The organism is Buchnera aphidicola (Macrosiphum gaurae), assembly GCF_005080965.1.
In the GTDB taxonomy this organism is placed as follows: Bacteria; Pseudomonadota; Gammaproteobacteria; order Enterobacterales; family Enterobacteriaceae; genus Buchnera; species Buchnera aphidicola_S.
On record NZ_CP034867.1, the window covers coordinates 506,437 to 520,065 of the forward strand.

The window sequence follows — 13,629 nt, forward strand, 5'->3', positions numbered from 1 at the left end:
TTTATGACTTAATAAGCATTAACATATAAAATATGAAAAAAATAACAATCATAATAATAGTATTTTTCAGTTCATTTCTTTACGCTTCCAAAATATACGCATGTACAACTATCAATCAAGAACAACAATATAAAACAAAATTAATAAAAAATTTTACAAAAATCAAAAAAATTAATACTGAAGAAAAGATAACTAATGCAAAATTATTTCTAATTCAAATAAATAAAATTAAAAAATATTCTCCATTTTTATATTTAAAAAATGAACTTATTTATAAAAAAATTTTAAACTGGTTACAAAATAACTCTAATATTGATGAACTTGAGAAATTTGGAATCAATTTATTTCAAATGAAAGGTGTAGATAATTATGGGAATGTTAAACTAACTGGATATTATACACCAATAGTAGAAGCCAGAAAAATTAAAAAAGATAACTTTATATATCCAATATATTCCATGCCTTATCATTTTAATAAAAATCAACCTTTACCAAAAAGAAAAGATATATATAATGGAGCTTTAGATAAAAAATATATTTTAGCTTATAGTAAATCTTTAATAGACAATTTTATCATGGAGATTCAAGGGAGTGCATTTATAGATTATGGTGATAATACAAAACTAACTTTTTTTAGCTATGCTGGAAAAAATGGTTGGCCTTATAAAGCAATTGGGCAAATCTTAATAAATCGAGGAGATATACAAAAAAAAAACATGTCTATGCAAGCTATTCAAAATTGGTTTAAAAAACACACAAAAAAAGAAATACAAGATTTACTTGAAAAAAACCAATCTTTTGTATTCTTTAAAGAAATAAAAAAAGAACAAGTATATGGCGCCAGTGCTGTTCCATTAATAGCTCAAACATCAGTTGCAGCAGATACTTCTATAATAAAAAAAGGAAGTGTAATTCTATTGAAAGTACCATTACTTGATAAAAATGGTTTATTTGTTAATAAATATGAAATGCGCTTAGTAGTAGCATTAGACGTAGGTGGTGCAATAAAAGGACAACATCTTGATATGTATGAAGGAATTGGAAAAAAAGCTGCTATATCAGCAGGTTTTTATAATCACTATGGATATGCTTGGGTCTTAAATAACAACTAAATACCTCAATTCTAATGATAAGTTAATATAAAAATATGAATACAATTCAAGCAGGAATTACAGCTAAAAACGCATCTATTGCTATAATTATTTCTCGATTTAATGAATTTATTAATCATAATTTATTATCAGGAGCATTAGATGCTTTACAAAGAGTAGGACAAGTAAATAAAGATAATATTTTAAAGATATATGTTCCTGGAACATATGAAATACCAACTGTTGCAAGTCATATTGCAAGTTCTAGTAAATATGATGCTATTATTGCTATAGGGACAATAATAAAAGGTAATACTGATCATTTTAAATATATTGCTAGTGATACTAGTAGTAGTCTTTCAAGAATTAGTACTCAATATTTTTTACCAATTACATTGGCAATATTAATAACAAAAAACATTGAACAATCAATTGAAAGATCTGGTACAAAAATGGGAAACAAAGGTTCTGAAGCTGCCTTAGCTGCATTAGAAATGATTAATGTTATGAAAAAATTGAAAAAAGTAATATAATATTAAATATTTTTATTGAACATCTATTGTAAAATTTAACTGTAAAAAATGAAATATACTGAATTTGAAATTATTTCTCAATATTTTCAACGAAATCAAAAAAAAGATTGTAATGAAATCAAGGGAATTGGCGATGATAGTGCCTTAATAAAAATACCACGGAATAATGTTCTTGCAATTAGCACTGACACACTAGTTGAATGCACTCATTTTTTAAGAAATATATCTCCTCAAGATTTAGCGTATAAAACAGTAGCAGTCAATCTTAGCGATCTTGCTGCAATGGGTGCTGTTCCAAAATGGACAACATTATCTATTACCATGCCTAAATCCGATAGTTTATGGTTGGAAAAATTTAGCACTAGCTTTTTCAATATATTAAATAAATATAATGTACGATTAATCGGAGGTGATACAAACTGCGGCCCATTAAGTATTACATTGAGCGTTTTTGGACTATTAAAAAAAAACAATGCATTATTAAGAAGTAATGCCAAGATAGGAGATTTAATTTATGTAACTGGAACTCTTGGAGAAAGTGCGGCTGGTTTATTTGTACTTAAAAGAAAACTACTTATAAAAAATTTAAATATACGAAATTATCTAATTAAAAAACATCTTAATCCTATTCCTAGAGTTTTAGAAGGTATAGCTCTTGGCAAAATTGCTAACTCAGCTATTGATATATCAGATGGATTGATTTCTGATTTGGGTCATATATTAAATAACAGTCAATGTGGAGCAAATATTAATTTAAATAAAATACCTATTTCGAAAATTTTAACTAATTACTTTAAATCTAAACATTACTTGGATTGGGCATTAAATATAGGAGAAGATTATGAATTATGTTTTACTATCTCAAAAAAAAATATTAAAAAACTCAATTTAATGAAAAAAAATTTTTTAATTAATTTTACATGTATTGGACATGTTACACCTATCGAGCAAGGTTTTAATTTATTTTACAATAAAAAGAAAATTATTTTCAAAAAAAAAGGTTTTAATCATTTCAATTAAAAAAAATTTTTTAACAAATAAAAAATATGCTGGTTAAACATGAATGATATATTTTATATGAAAAGAGCAATAGAACTTAGCAAGTTAAGTGAATTTACTACAGCACCTAATCCTAATGTAGGATGTGTAATTGTAAAAAATAATATTATTGTTGGAGAAGGATGGCATGAAAAACCAGGAAAAAATCATGCAGAAATTAACGCATTAATTATGGCTGGTAAAAAAGCAAGGGGAGGCACAGCTTATATAACACTAGAACCATGTAATTATTTTGGTAAAACACCTCCATGCTGCAACGCACTTATTGAAGCTGGAATTAATCGTGTTATAATTTCTAATATAGATCCTAATCCCAAAGTTTCTGGAAATGGAGCTTTATATTTGAAAAAATATGGGGTTTTTGTAAAAATAGGTTTATTAGCAGAAGAGTCAAAAAAAAATAATAAAGGATTTTTTAAAAGAATGAAAACTGGTTTGCCATGAATACAACTTAAACTTGCTATATCAATAGATGGAAGAATTGCTATGAAAAATGGTAACAGCAAGTGGATTACTTCAAAATATGCCCGTCAAGATGTTCAAAAGTTTCGAGCAAAAAGCTCAGTTATTATGAGCAGTAGCTCTACTATTTTAAGTGATAATCCTTTATTAAATGTGCGATATCAGGAATTTGATGAAAAAACACTATCTATTTTCCCTAAAAAAATATTTCAGCATCCTATAAGAGTAATTCTAGACAGTAAAAATCGTATTAAACCATCACATAACATTATTAAAACAAAAGGAAAAGTTTGGTTAATACGATTAAAATCTGATAAAAATATATGGCCTATAAATACTAAACAAATTATAGTAAAATCAGATAATAAAAAAATTGATATATTATCGCTTTTTAAATTTTTAGGAAAGTCAGAAATTAACAATGTTTGGATAGAAGCAGGAAGCATTTTATCAGGTTTTTTATTAGATTCATATTTAATAGATGAATTAATCATATATATGGCACCTAAAATACTAGGACAAGAAGGTATACCATTGTGTACTATTTATAAAAAATTAAAAATATCAAATGCTCTTCAATTTAAATTTCAAGATATTTGCCAAATAGGTCCTGATATAAGATTAATTTTATTTCCTAAAAAAACATAAAAAATACACGAAAAATAAGAGAAATTTTACTTATGAAGCCATCTTCTCGAAGAAAAGCACGAGCATGTGCTTTACAAATGCTATATTCTTGGGAAATATCTCATAACAACATTAAAGAAAGTGCTATTGAATTTTTAAAAGAAAAAAATACAAACAATATTGATATGGCATACTTTTATGAGTTAATTATTGGTATTACATGTAAATGTGAAGATATAGACAATTTAATGAAACCTTACTTGTTTAGGTCTCTAAAAGAATTAGGACATATTGAACGAGCAATTCTTAGAATTTCATTCTATGAATTACATAAAAGAAATGATATACCTTATAAGGTATCTATTAACGAAGGTATTGAATTAGCTAAATTGTTTGGTTCTGAAGATAGTCACAAATTCATCAATGGAGTTTTAGATAAAGCGGCATTTAAAATGGGATATAATAAAAAAGTTATTATCACATAATTATATAATAAAAAAACATTTTTATATTATATAATTTATATGAATGTTTTCTATGTTATTGTGCTAACCAATAAAATATTTGTTTATGAATACCTTCTTCGTCTAATTGATAATCATGTCTAATTTCTTCTTGAGTACCCTGGGGAATAAACGTGTCCGGTAATCCAATATTTAAAACTGGTAAAAAAATCTTTTTTATCATAATAAATTCATTTACAGAACTTCCTGCCCCACCAGAAATTACACCTTCTTCGAGAGTAATAAAAAATTTATGTTTAGAAGATAATTTTAAAATCATATTTTTATCTAAAGGCTTAACAAAACGCATATCAACTAATGTTGCATCTAAATTATTTGCTGCAAAAAAAGCGTTTTGTAATAAAGTGCCAAAATTTAAAATAGCTATTTTTTTTCCTGTTCTCTTTATTATAGACTTTCCCAATGGTATACTGTGCATAGGCATTAATAATGCACCAACACCATGACCCTTAGGATATCTTACTACACTAGGACCTTTATTATGCATGTAACCAGTATAAAGCATTTGACGGCACTCATTTTCATTACTAGGTGTCATAATAACAATTCCAGGAATGCATCTTAAATAAGCTAAATCAAAAATCCCTTGATGAGTCTGACCATCATCTCCAACAATACCTCCTCTATCAACAGCAAATAAAACAGAAAGTTTTTGCAATGCTACATCATGTATAAGTTGATCATAAGCTCGTTGTAAAAAAGTTGAATAAATAGAAACAACTGGTTTATAACCACCAATTGCAAGACCTGCAGCAAAAGTAACTGCATGTTGTTCGGCAATAGCAACATCAAAGTATTGTTTTGGAAAAAGACGAGAAAATTTTACCATTCCAGAACCTTCACACATTGCAGGTGTAATAGCTATTAATTTTTTATCAAATGTAGCTATTTCGCATAACCAAGAACCAAATACATCTGAATAAGTGAGAGATTTTGAAACTGATGAATTATACGAAGATATTGAATGCCATTTAATAGGGTTTAACTCGGCTGGAAGATAACCTTTTCCTTTTTTAGTTATAAGATGTAATAAATAAGTGCCTTTTTTATTTTTTATTTTTTGCAATATGTTAATGATAGAAAAAATATTGTGCCCATCAAATGGTCCTAAATATTTAAATCCTAAATTAGAAAATATTGAATTAAAAGAAACGCAATTATTTTCAATTTTTTTATTTTTTTTGATATTGATGATTTTTCTTAAAATTTTTAAATGCTTGTTAAGAACTCCTACACTTTGTGAAATAGACATTTGATTATCATTTAATATAACTAATAAATCAGGTTTTATTTCTCCAGCATGATTCATAGCTTCAAATGCCATACCTGCAGTTATTGCACCATCACCAATAATACAAATTGTTTGTCTATTTCTGCCTTCTTTTTGAGCTGCAATAGACATTCCTAAACCTGCAGAAATTGAAGTAGAAGAATGACCAACACTTAAAGCATCATATTCACTTTCTTCCCGGCAAGGAAACGAATGTAATCCATTTTTTTTCCTGATACTATTAATTTTCTTACTTCTTCCTGTTAATATTTTATGCGGATATGCTTGATGTCCTGTATCCCATAATAAATTATCAAAGGGGGTGTTATAAACATAATGGAGTGCTACAGTAATTTCTACTACACCTAATCCAGAAGCAAAGTGTCCTTTAGAAACAGTAACTACATCTGATAAATATTTACGTAATTCAAAACATAATTGTGGTAATTTTTCTATAGGTAAAAGACGTAAATTTTCTACTGAATTAGCAAAAGATAAAATTGGATATTTTTCAGAATTCAAATTCATTAGATGCTCATTATTAAATTTATTCAATACGTTTAATTATAAATTTTGTTAGTTTTTTTAGTGTTTTAGTGTTAAATTTTTTTTTTAAACTATGCAATGCTAAAAATGATTTTTGATATAATTGTTTTATTTTTTTTTTCGACTCATCTAGTCCTATTATTGATGGATAAGTATTTTTTTTTATTATTTTATTATTTTTTATTTTTTCTTTATCTTTTTCAAAATCTAAAATATCATCTTGAATTTGAAATGCCAAACCAAGAGAAATAGAAAATGCATCTAACATTGATAATACAGATCTAGAAGAATGGTTAGAAGATAAAAATACTAAACGTACAGCAGAACGCATTAAATAAGCAGTTTTATAAAAATTAATAGTTTCTAATCTAGATAAGTTTATTTCTTCTATTTCTGCTTCTAAATCTAATTTTTGACCTATGCACATTCCAGATGAACCAATAGAATTAGATAATTCAGAAATCATTTTTATACGTTTAAAATTAGAGACATTTGGCATAAAATTTTCTGATAAAACATTAAATGCAAGACTTTGCAAAGCATCACCAGCAAGTAAAGAAGTACTCTCACCATATTTTATATGACAAGAACTTTTTCCTCTTCTAAAATTATCATCGTCCATACACGGCAAATCATCATGTATTAAAGAATATGAATGAATAAATTCAATAGAAGCAGATATAACATCTAATGTAATTATATTTACTTTTAAAACTTCTCCAGTAGCATAAACTAAAGATGAACGCAATCTTTTACTTCCGGAAAATACACTATATTTCATTGCTTTTAAAAGATTAGATTCTTGAAAAGGCAACTGATTTAATATATGAAATAATTTTTTATCGATACGATTTTTATATATCTTGTATAAATGAAAAAAATTCATATTCGAATACCTAAAAAATAAAGATTCAATTTTTTTGTAAAATAATTATCTATTATTTATGGAAGTTAATTATACTATCATTACTTCTTACAAAAAAAACTAAAAATTAACCACAAAAAAATAATAAAAATTTCAAATGAAAAAATTTTTGAAGAATTTAAAAACTCACATAACCAACCACTAATCATGCCACCAAAAAAAATACCCAAAAACTGACTAGTAGAATAAATACTCATTATACTACCTTTATGATTCTTTAATAATTGTTTGCTAAGATATGAAGGAAGAAAAACTTCAAGAAAATTAAAAGATATAAAAAATATCTGTAAGGAAATTATCAAAAATAATAAATCATTTTGTGCTTCTAGAAAGATAACTTCTGAACACAAAACAAATAAAATACAAATTTCAATAATGTTTTCTAAAATATGTTTACATTTACAGTAAAATAAAAATAAGAATAAAATAAAAAAAGAAATCAATATAGTACCTAAATATATTTTCCAATGATTATTTAAAGAAAATCCAGACATTTCAAACTTATTAGGAACGATCATAAAATTAATCATTAATAAGAAATGTAAAAAAAATATACCTAAATAAGATCTAAAAAATTTTTTATTTAAAACAAACTTTAATGTTTCAATATATGAACAACATGTATATTTTTCTGGTAATATATTTTTTTTCGAATAAGGAATAAAAAAATAAACAACCATTATACAAATGATAGATAAAAATGCAGATACCCAAAATATTGAAAAAAATCCAAAAAATTGAACAATTATAGGTCCAGAAACCATAGAAATTAAAAAAGAAAGAGCAAAACTTATGCCTATAGCAGCAATAGATTTAACACGATTTTCTTCTCGAATTAAATCAGATAGACAAGCCATACATACACCAGATATAGCTCCTGAACCCTGTAAAAATCTACCAATTATTAATCCCCAAATTGAATGCATATTAGCTGATATAATATTTCCAATAAAAAACATAAAAAGACCTAATATAATTATTTTTTTACGACCAAATTTATCAGATAAAACTCCAAATGGAATTTGAAAAATTACTTGAGCAATACCATATATCCCCATTGAAAAACCAATTAAAAATTTATTTCCTCCATCTAGAAGCATCCCATATTTACTTAAAATAGGAATAATCATAAACATTCCTAACATGCGTAACAGAAAAATTATACAAAAACTTAATGTAACTTGTAATTCTGAAAAGTTCATTTTATAATTCTCTAAATTTAATATTTTTAAAAACTTATTTAAGTTAAACTATATTTATTAAAAGATGAATACTAATAATAAAATATTATATACATATGAAAAAGTTGAAAAAGATTCAGAGGGATATTTAATAAAAACTAAAGATTGGAATATAATATTAGCAGAAGAAATTGCAAAAAAAGAAAATATTGATCTGAGTCCTGATCACTGGAAAGTAATTATCTTTGTACGAAAATTTTATTTTAAATTTAATATAACACCTTCGATGAGAATGTTAATTAAAAGTATCAAAAAAGAAATGGGAGAATCTAAAAGTAACAGTATTTATTTGTTTAAACTTTTTCCTCAAGGACCTGCTCAACAAGCAAGCAAAATTGCTGGAGTACCTAAACCAGATAAATGCTTATAAATTAAAAAATTTAAAAGAAAACATCTATTGATATCAATAGATTAAATACAACAATAACTATTATTGAATAATAAAATAATTGACTCGCATTATTTCTGCTATTATTTTGTTTAATATCAGAATAAGATAAAAATAACCAATAAAAATTTACAATCAAAAATAAAAATAAAAAATTACTACTTAAATAACCTAAAAATGTTAACAATGCACTAAAAAAAATAAAAATAAGAATATAAAAAAAAATATGTTTTTTTGTTATAGCAATACCTTTTACTACAGCAAAAACAGGAATTTTAGCTTTTTTGTAATCTTCTAATCTCATGATAGAAATAGCATAAAAATGAGACATTTGCCAAAATATCAAAATAACAAATAGCAAAATACAACATATATCAATAGAATTTGAAGCTGCTGTATAACCAATAGCAGATGGTGTAGAACCTGAAAAACTTCCAATAAATGTCGAATAAATTGATCTTCTTTTATACAAATAAGAATACAAAATAACATAAATGAAAAAACCAAAAACAGATAAAATCATAGATAAAAAATTTACTAAAAAAGTTAATATCAATATACCTGAAATACCCAAAAAAATAGCAAAAATTAATACAGATTGAATAGAAAGCAATTTTTTTGACAATACTCTGTTACTTGTACGCTTCATTTTTCTATCTATATCACAATCAATTAAATTGTTAAATACACAAGCTGAGGCAATAATTAAAGACGCACCTAAAATAGTATATAAAAATAAAAAAAAATCAAAAACGAGATTTCTAGATGCGAATAAAAAGCTACCTATAATTAAAATAATATTTCCAATAATAATACCGGGTTTAACAATCTCTAGATAATTTTTAAACATATAAATAGTATATCTTTTATTAAATTTTACATCATATGATGATTTAAGTTATACATAATCCATATAGAACCAAACACAATAATAAGTATTATTATTATAACAAATAATAAAGTTATAAGATTCCACCTTTCTTTTTCAGAAAAATCTAAATGTAAAAAATATATGAAATGAATGACAATTTGAATAACAGCACAACATAAAAAAACAATATAATTAATTTTACTACAAAAAAATTTTTCCATGACTAATATAAATGGAACTATAGTTAATACTAAAGAAAATAAAAAACCTAAAAAATAAGATTTAGTTTCTTTATTCATATTTAATTTAATAAAATTTTGCATTAAATAGCTCCGTTTAAATAAACAAAAGTAAAAATACAAATCCATATAATATCTAAAAAATGCCAAAAAATACTAAGACATAAAATTCGAGTACGAATAGGATAAGTTAAACCCAGTTTTTTTATTTGATAAATAATTGATAATATCAAAATCAAACCGAAAAAAATATGAACTCCATGAGTAGCAATAAGAGTAAAGAAAATAGAAAAAAAAGCATTTCTATCAGGACCAAAACCTTTCATAATAAGTTCATAAAACTCATTTATTTCCATAAATAAAAAAATAAAACCTAAACAAAAAGTAATCATTAAATATAAACAAATCATTTTTTTATGTTTTTGATTCATTGCAATAACAATGAATCCACAAGATAGAGAACTTAATAACAATATAAATGTTTCTAATAAAACAGAAGATAAATTAAAAATTTCGTTACTAATTAAATTAATTGATACATTTGAAGAAACAATAGCGTAAACAGCGAAAAGAACTGCAAAAATAATGCAATCGCTCATCAAATATATCCATAAACCAAATAGTTTATTAGCTTCTGCTTTTGTATCATGAACTTTTTCGATAGTATTCAATTTCATATTATTTATTTTATTTTCTATCATTTTAAACCTGCTTTTTGAATATTTTTACAATACTGATTCTCAATTTTTTTTATATCTTCTACTAATAGAGTATACTCGTTATTTTCATTGAGACTATTAATAACTAAGCTAATAATAATCGCAAAAAAAGACAAAAAACACAACCAAGTAATATGCCAAACCGCTGAAAATCCAAATAATGATGCAAAAATACTAATTAAAAAACCTAAGCTTGTATTTCTAGGCATATGAATTTCATCATAATTAATATTTTCTGTTTTTCCCCTATGATTTTCTGTTTTTTTGTTTTCCCAAAAATCGTCTCTATCTTTAACTATAGGAATAATCGCAAAATTATATAGTGGAGCAGGTGAAGAAGTAGACCACTCTAAAGTTCTGCCATCCCAAGGATCACCAGTTAAATCTAAATTATCTCGCCGATCTCTTACTGAAACATAAAATTGAATTATTTGGCATATAATTCCAATTCCAATAAAACAGGCGCCAATAGCAGCAACAGATAATAAAAAATGAAATTCAGAATCAATATTCTGACTTAAACGACGAGTCATTCCCATTAATCCTAAAAAATATAAAGGCATAAAAGCGAGAAAAAAACCTATAATCCAAAACCAAAAAGCTCGTTTTCCCCATATCTCATTCAAGATAAATCCAAATAATTTAGGGAACCAATAATTAATTCCAGCAAAACATCCAAAAACTACTCCCCCAATTATTACATTATGAAAGTGTGCAACTAAAAATAAACTATTATGTAAAATAAAATCAGCTGGAGGAACGGATAATAATACACCAGTCATTCCACCGATAGAAAATGTTACTAAAAAACCCAAAGTCCATAACATAGAGGAATGAATATAAACACGACCTTGATACATTGTAAATAACCAATTAAAAATTTTTACACCAGTAGGAATTGCTATAATCATAGTAGTAATTCCAAAAAAAGAGTTTATGTTTGCTCCTGCTCCCATAGTAAAAAAATGATGTAGCCATACAATAAAAGATAAAACCGTAATAGATAATGTAGCCCATACTAAGGAAACGTATCCAAATAAGCGTTTTTTAGAAAAAGTTGCTACTACTTCTGAAAAAACACCAAATACTGGTAGTACTAAAATATAAACTTCTGGGTGACCCCAAATCCATATCAAATTAACATACATCATTGCATTTCCACCTAAATCATTAGTAAAAAAATGGAAATTAAAATAACGATCTAAAGTTAACAATACAAGAGTAACAGTTAAAACTGGGAAAGAAATAACAATAAGAACATTAGTACACAAAGAAGCCCAAGTAAAAACAGGCATTTTAAAAAAAGACATGCCCGGTGCTCTCATTTTTAAAATTGTCACTAAAAAATTAACACCTGTTAATGTTGTGCCAATACCAGCAATTTGCAAACTCCAAATCCAATAATCTACTCCTACACCTGGACTGTATTTTATGCCAGACAATGGAGGATAAGCCAACCAACCTGTTTGAGCAAATTCCCCTACCCCTAAAGATAAAGTTAGCAGTAAAGAACCACTAACGTTTAACCAAAAACTTAGATTATTAAGAAATGGAAATGCTACATCACGAGCCCCAATTTGTAATGGTATTACTAAATTCATCAAACCAATTACAAGAGGCATAGCTACAAAGAAAATCATTATCACACCATGAGCCGTAAATATTTGATCATAATGATGTGGGGGCAAAAATCCTTTTAATCCTGTTGATGCGATAACTTGTTGAGTACGCATTAATATGGCATCAACGAAACCACGAAATAACATAATAAATGCTAGTATTCCATACATAACAGATATTTTTTTATGATCAACTGTAGTAAACCATTCAGACCATAGATATTGCCATTTTTTATAATAAGTAATAGTTGATGCAACACATAACCCAATAAGAATAATGGCACTATAAGTAAACATTATGATTGGTTCATGAAATGGTATAACATCAAATGTCAATTTTCCAAACATTATTCTATGTCTCCACGTTAGAATTTTTTTTCATGACTTTGTGAGTAATATTTTTATCTAATATTTTAAAATTTTTCATAGAATATTGATTTATAATTTGATTAAATAAATTTCTTTTAACATTAGAAAAATATTCTAGTGAATAATTTTCATTCGGAATAGATATCGTATTAAAAAATTTTTTTGTGTTTAATTTTATGCCTGATCTTTTGATTTTTTTTATCCAGTCTATAAAAATTGAATTTTTTGAAACAGATATAGCAGTAAATTTCATGTTAGAAAAACCTTTACCGCTATAATTAGATGATATGCCTTTATATTTGCCTGGATTATTAGCAATTAAATTTAATTTTGTTGTCATTCCTGGCATAGCATATACTTGACTTCCCAAAGACGGAATAAAAAAAGCATTCATAACAGAATTCGAAGTAATATGAAAAATTACAGGTCTATTAACAGGAAACATAATTTCGTTAATAGTTGCAATATTGTAATCTGGATAAATAAATAACCACCTCCAATCTAATGCAACTGCATCTATTTTTATAGGTTTGTTGAAAGAGATTATAGGTTTTTTTGGTTCTAATTTATGACAGTAATTCCAAGATAAAAAAGCTAAAAAAGAAACTATTATAATTGGAATAGTCCATACTACTATTTCTATTTTTTTTGAATCAGACCAATTGGGTTTATATATCTGATTTACATTAGTTGAACGATACTTAAAAGAAAAATATATAGTCATAAATATCACAGGAACAATGATAAACAACATCAGTATAAAAGATATTAGTATTAGTGAACATTCTTCTATAGCAATTTTCCCTTGAGGATTTAATAATAAACCATTACAACCATTTAGAAAAACAAATATTAATATTAATGATAATATTTTAAAAAAATTATTATAATTTAAAGATGTCATTCAAAAACCTCAAAAATAATATGATTTTTTATTTAAGAAAACTTTTAAATACTATTTTTATTAATAATCTTTATTTGAGAATTATTCTTTTATCAAAAAGTAATAATTTTTGAAATAATTGAATTATTTTTTAAAAATTGATAAAATTTAAAATCAAAAGTGTTTTTAAAAATTTATTTTATAAAAAGTATAATATAATACTGTTTATACAGTATAAAAGTATTTTTTATGATTTTTTTTAT

The 13,629-nt window shown here is 25.3% G+C and carries 13 protein-coding genes and 1 pseudogene; 6 read left to right on the plus strand and 8 right to left on the minus strand.

The window, feature by feature from the left end; translation table 11 throughout:
* The first annotated feature begins 32 nt into the window (after positions 1–32).
* The 5 genes and pseudogenes from mltA (at position 33) to nusB (ending at position 4,257) form a co-directional block, all read left to right on the plus strand.
* Positions 33–1,112: a murein transglycosylase A gene (gene mltA / locus D9V72_RS02320; RefSeq protein ID WP_158355153.1), complete on the plus strand. Its 1,080-nt coding sequence runs from the start codon at positions 33–35 to the stop codon at positions 1,110–1,112.
* Positions 1,113–1,147: 35 nt separating this feature from the next.
* A complete protein-coding gene (ribE, locus tag D9V72_RS02325) occupies positions 1,148–1,624 on the plus strand; it encodes a 6,7-dimethyl-8-ribityllumazine synthase (protein WP_158355155.1) in 477 nt (158 codons plus the stop codon).
* A 48-nt stretch (positions 1,625–1,672) separates the two neighbouring features.
* Positions 1,673–2,644, plus strand: coding sequence for a thiamine-phosphate kinase (gene thiL, locus D9V72_RS02330; RefSeq protein WP_158355157.1), 972 nt, complete (start codon positions 1,673–1,675; stop codon positions 2,642–2,644).
* Between the two features lie 57 nt (positions 2,645–2,701).
* Positions 2,702–3,793 (plus strand): annotated as a pseudogene (gene ribD / locus D9V72_RS03195) (bifunctional diaminohydroxyphosphoribosylaminopyrimidine deaminase/5-amino-6-(5-phosphoribosylamino)uracil reductase RibD).
* 32 nt (positions 3,794–3,825) lie between these two features.
* On the plus strand, positions 3,826–4,257 hold the full coding sequence (gene nusB, locus D9V72_RS02345) for a transcription antitermination factor NusB (protein ID WP_158355161.1): 432 nt from the start codon (positions 3,826–3,828) through the stop codon (positions 4,255–4,257).
* Between the two features lie 55 nt (positions 4,258–4,312).
* Here the strand turns inward: nusB and dxs are convergent, their stop codons facing one another.
* The 3 genes from dxs to D9V72_RS02360 all read right to left on the minus strand — a co-directional run bounded on the left by dxs (position 4,313) and on the right by D9V72_RS02360 (position 8,239).
* Positions 4,313–6,094, minus strand: coding sequence for a 1-deoxy-D-xylulose-5-phosphate synthase (gene dxs, locus D9V72_RS02350; protein WP_158355163.1), 1,782 nt, complete (start codon positions 6,092–6,094; stop codon positions 4,313–4,315).
* A gap of 19 nt (positions 6,095–6,113) precedes the next feature.
* Positions 6,114–6,998 (minus strand): polyprenyl synthetase family protein, encoded by an 885-nt coding sequence (locus tag D9V72_RS02355; RefSeq protein WP_158355165.1) that lies wholly within the window; start codon positions 6,996–6,998, stop codon positions 6,114–6,116.
* A gap of 80 nt (positions 6,999–7,078) precedes the next feature.
* Complete coding sequence (locus D9V72_RS02360) at positions 7,079–8,239, minus strand: MFS transporter (RefSeq protein ID WP_158355167.1); 1,161 nt, start codon at positions 8,237–8,239, stop codon at positions 7,079–7,081.
* Between the two features lie 64 nt (positions 8,240–8,303).
* Here D9V72_RS02360 and D9V72_RS02365 point away from each other — a divergent pair, with 64 nt between their 5' ends.
* Complete coding sequence (locus D9V72_RS02365) at positions 8,304–8,648, plus strand: TusE/DsrC/DsvC family sulfur relay protein (RefSeq protein ID WP_158355169.1); 345 nt, start codon at positions 8,304–8,306, stop codon at positions 8,646–8,648.
* 10 nt (positions 8,649–8,658) lie between these two features.
* Here D9V72_RS02365 and cyoE read toward each other — a convergent pair whose 3' ends face one another.
* Genes cyoE through cyoA form a run of 5 tightly spaced genes read right to left on the minus strand, consistent with a single transcriptional unit; the run spans position 8,659 to position 13,387 of the window.
* Entirely contained in the window at positions 8,659–9,516 is an 858-nt protein-coding gene (gene cyoE / locus D9V72_RS02370) for a heme o synthase (protein ID WP_158355171.1), read from the minus strand.
* A gap of 26 nt (positions 9,517–9,542) precedes the next feature.
* Positions 9,543–9,860: a cytochrome o ubiquinol oxidase subunit IV gene (gene cyoD, locus D9V72_RS02375; RefSeq protein ID WP_158355173.1), complete on the minus strand. Its 318-nt coding sequence runs from the start codon at positions 9,858–9,860 to the stop codon at positions 9,543–9,545.
* Positions 9,860–10,477 (minus strand): cytochrome o ubiquinol oxidase subunit III, encoded by a 618-nt coding sequence (cyoC, locus tag D9V72_RS02380; RefSeq protein WP_158355175.1) that lies wholly within the window; start codon positions 10,475–10,477, stop codon positions 9,860–9,862. The genes cyoD and cyoC overlap by 1 nt, the downstream gene beginning before the upstream one ends.
* On the minus strand, positions 10,474–12,462 hold the full coding sequence (gene cyoB / locus D9V72_RS02385; RefSeq protein ID WP_158355177.1) for a cytochrome o ubiquinol oxidase subunit I: 1,989 nt from the start codon (positions 12,460–12,462) through the stop codon (positions 10,474–10,476). The genes cyoC and cyoB overlap by 4 nt, the downstream gene beginning before the upstream one ends.
* A 4-nt stretch (positions 12,463–12,466) precedes the next feature.
* The gene (cyoA, locus tag D9V72_RS02390; protein ID WP_158355179.1) at positions 12,467–13,387 is read right to left on the minus strand and encodes a ubiquinol oxidase subunit II; all 921 of its coding nucleotides are present in this window, start codon (positions 13,385–13,387) and stop codon (positions 12,467–12,469) included.
* Positions 13,388–13,629: the final 242 nt, after the last annotated feature.

Coding starts and splice junctions, on each gene's coding strand:
- dxs (WP_158355163.1), bottom strand. CDS start 6,094: ATGAATTTGAATTCTGAAAAATATCCAATTTTATCTTTTGCTAATTCA.
- mltA (WP_158355153.1), top strand. CDS start 33: ATGAAAAAAATAACAATCATAATAATAGTATTTTTCAGTTCATTTCTT.
- D9V72_RS02365 (WP_158355169.1), top strand. CDS start 8,304: ATGAATACTAATAATAAAATATTATATACATATGAAAAAGTTGAAAAA.
- nusB (WP_158355161.1), top strand. CDS start 3,826: ATGAAGCCATCTTCTCGAAGAAAAGCACGAGCATGTGCTTTACAAATG.
- cyoD (WP_158355173.1), bottom strand. CDS start 9,860: ATGCAAAATTTTATTAAATTAAATATGAATAAAGAAACTAAATCTTAT.
- cyoC (WP_158355175.1), bottom strand. CDS start 10,477: ATGATAGAAAATAAAATAAATAATATGAAATTGAATACTATCGAAAAA.
- thiL (WP_158355157.1), top strand. CDS start 1,673: ATGAAATATACTGAATTTGAAATTATTTCTCAATATTTTCAACGAAAT.
- ribE (WP_158355155.1), top strand. CDS start 1,148: ATGAATACAATTCAAGCAGGAATTACAGCTAAAAACGCATCTATTGCT.
- D9V72_RS02360 (WP_158355167.1), bottom strand. CDS start 8,239: ATGAACTTTTCAGAATTACAAGTTACATTAAGTTTTTGTATAATTTTT.
- cyoE (WP_158355171.1), bottom strand. CDS start 9,516: ATGTTTAAAAATTATCTAGAGATTGTTAAACCCGGTATTATTATTGGA.
- D9V72_RS02355 (WP_158355165.1), bottom strand. CDS start 6,998: ATGAATTTTTTTCATTTATACAAGATATATAAAAATCGTATCGATAAA.
- cyoA (WP_158355179.1), bottom strand. CDS start 13,387: ATGACATCTTTAAATTATAATAATTTTTTTAAAATATTATCATTAATA.
- cyoB (WP_158355177.1), bottom strand. CDS start 12,462: ATGTTTGGAAAATTGACATTTGATGTTATACCATTTCATGAACCAATC.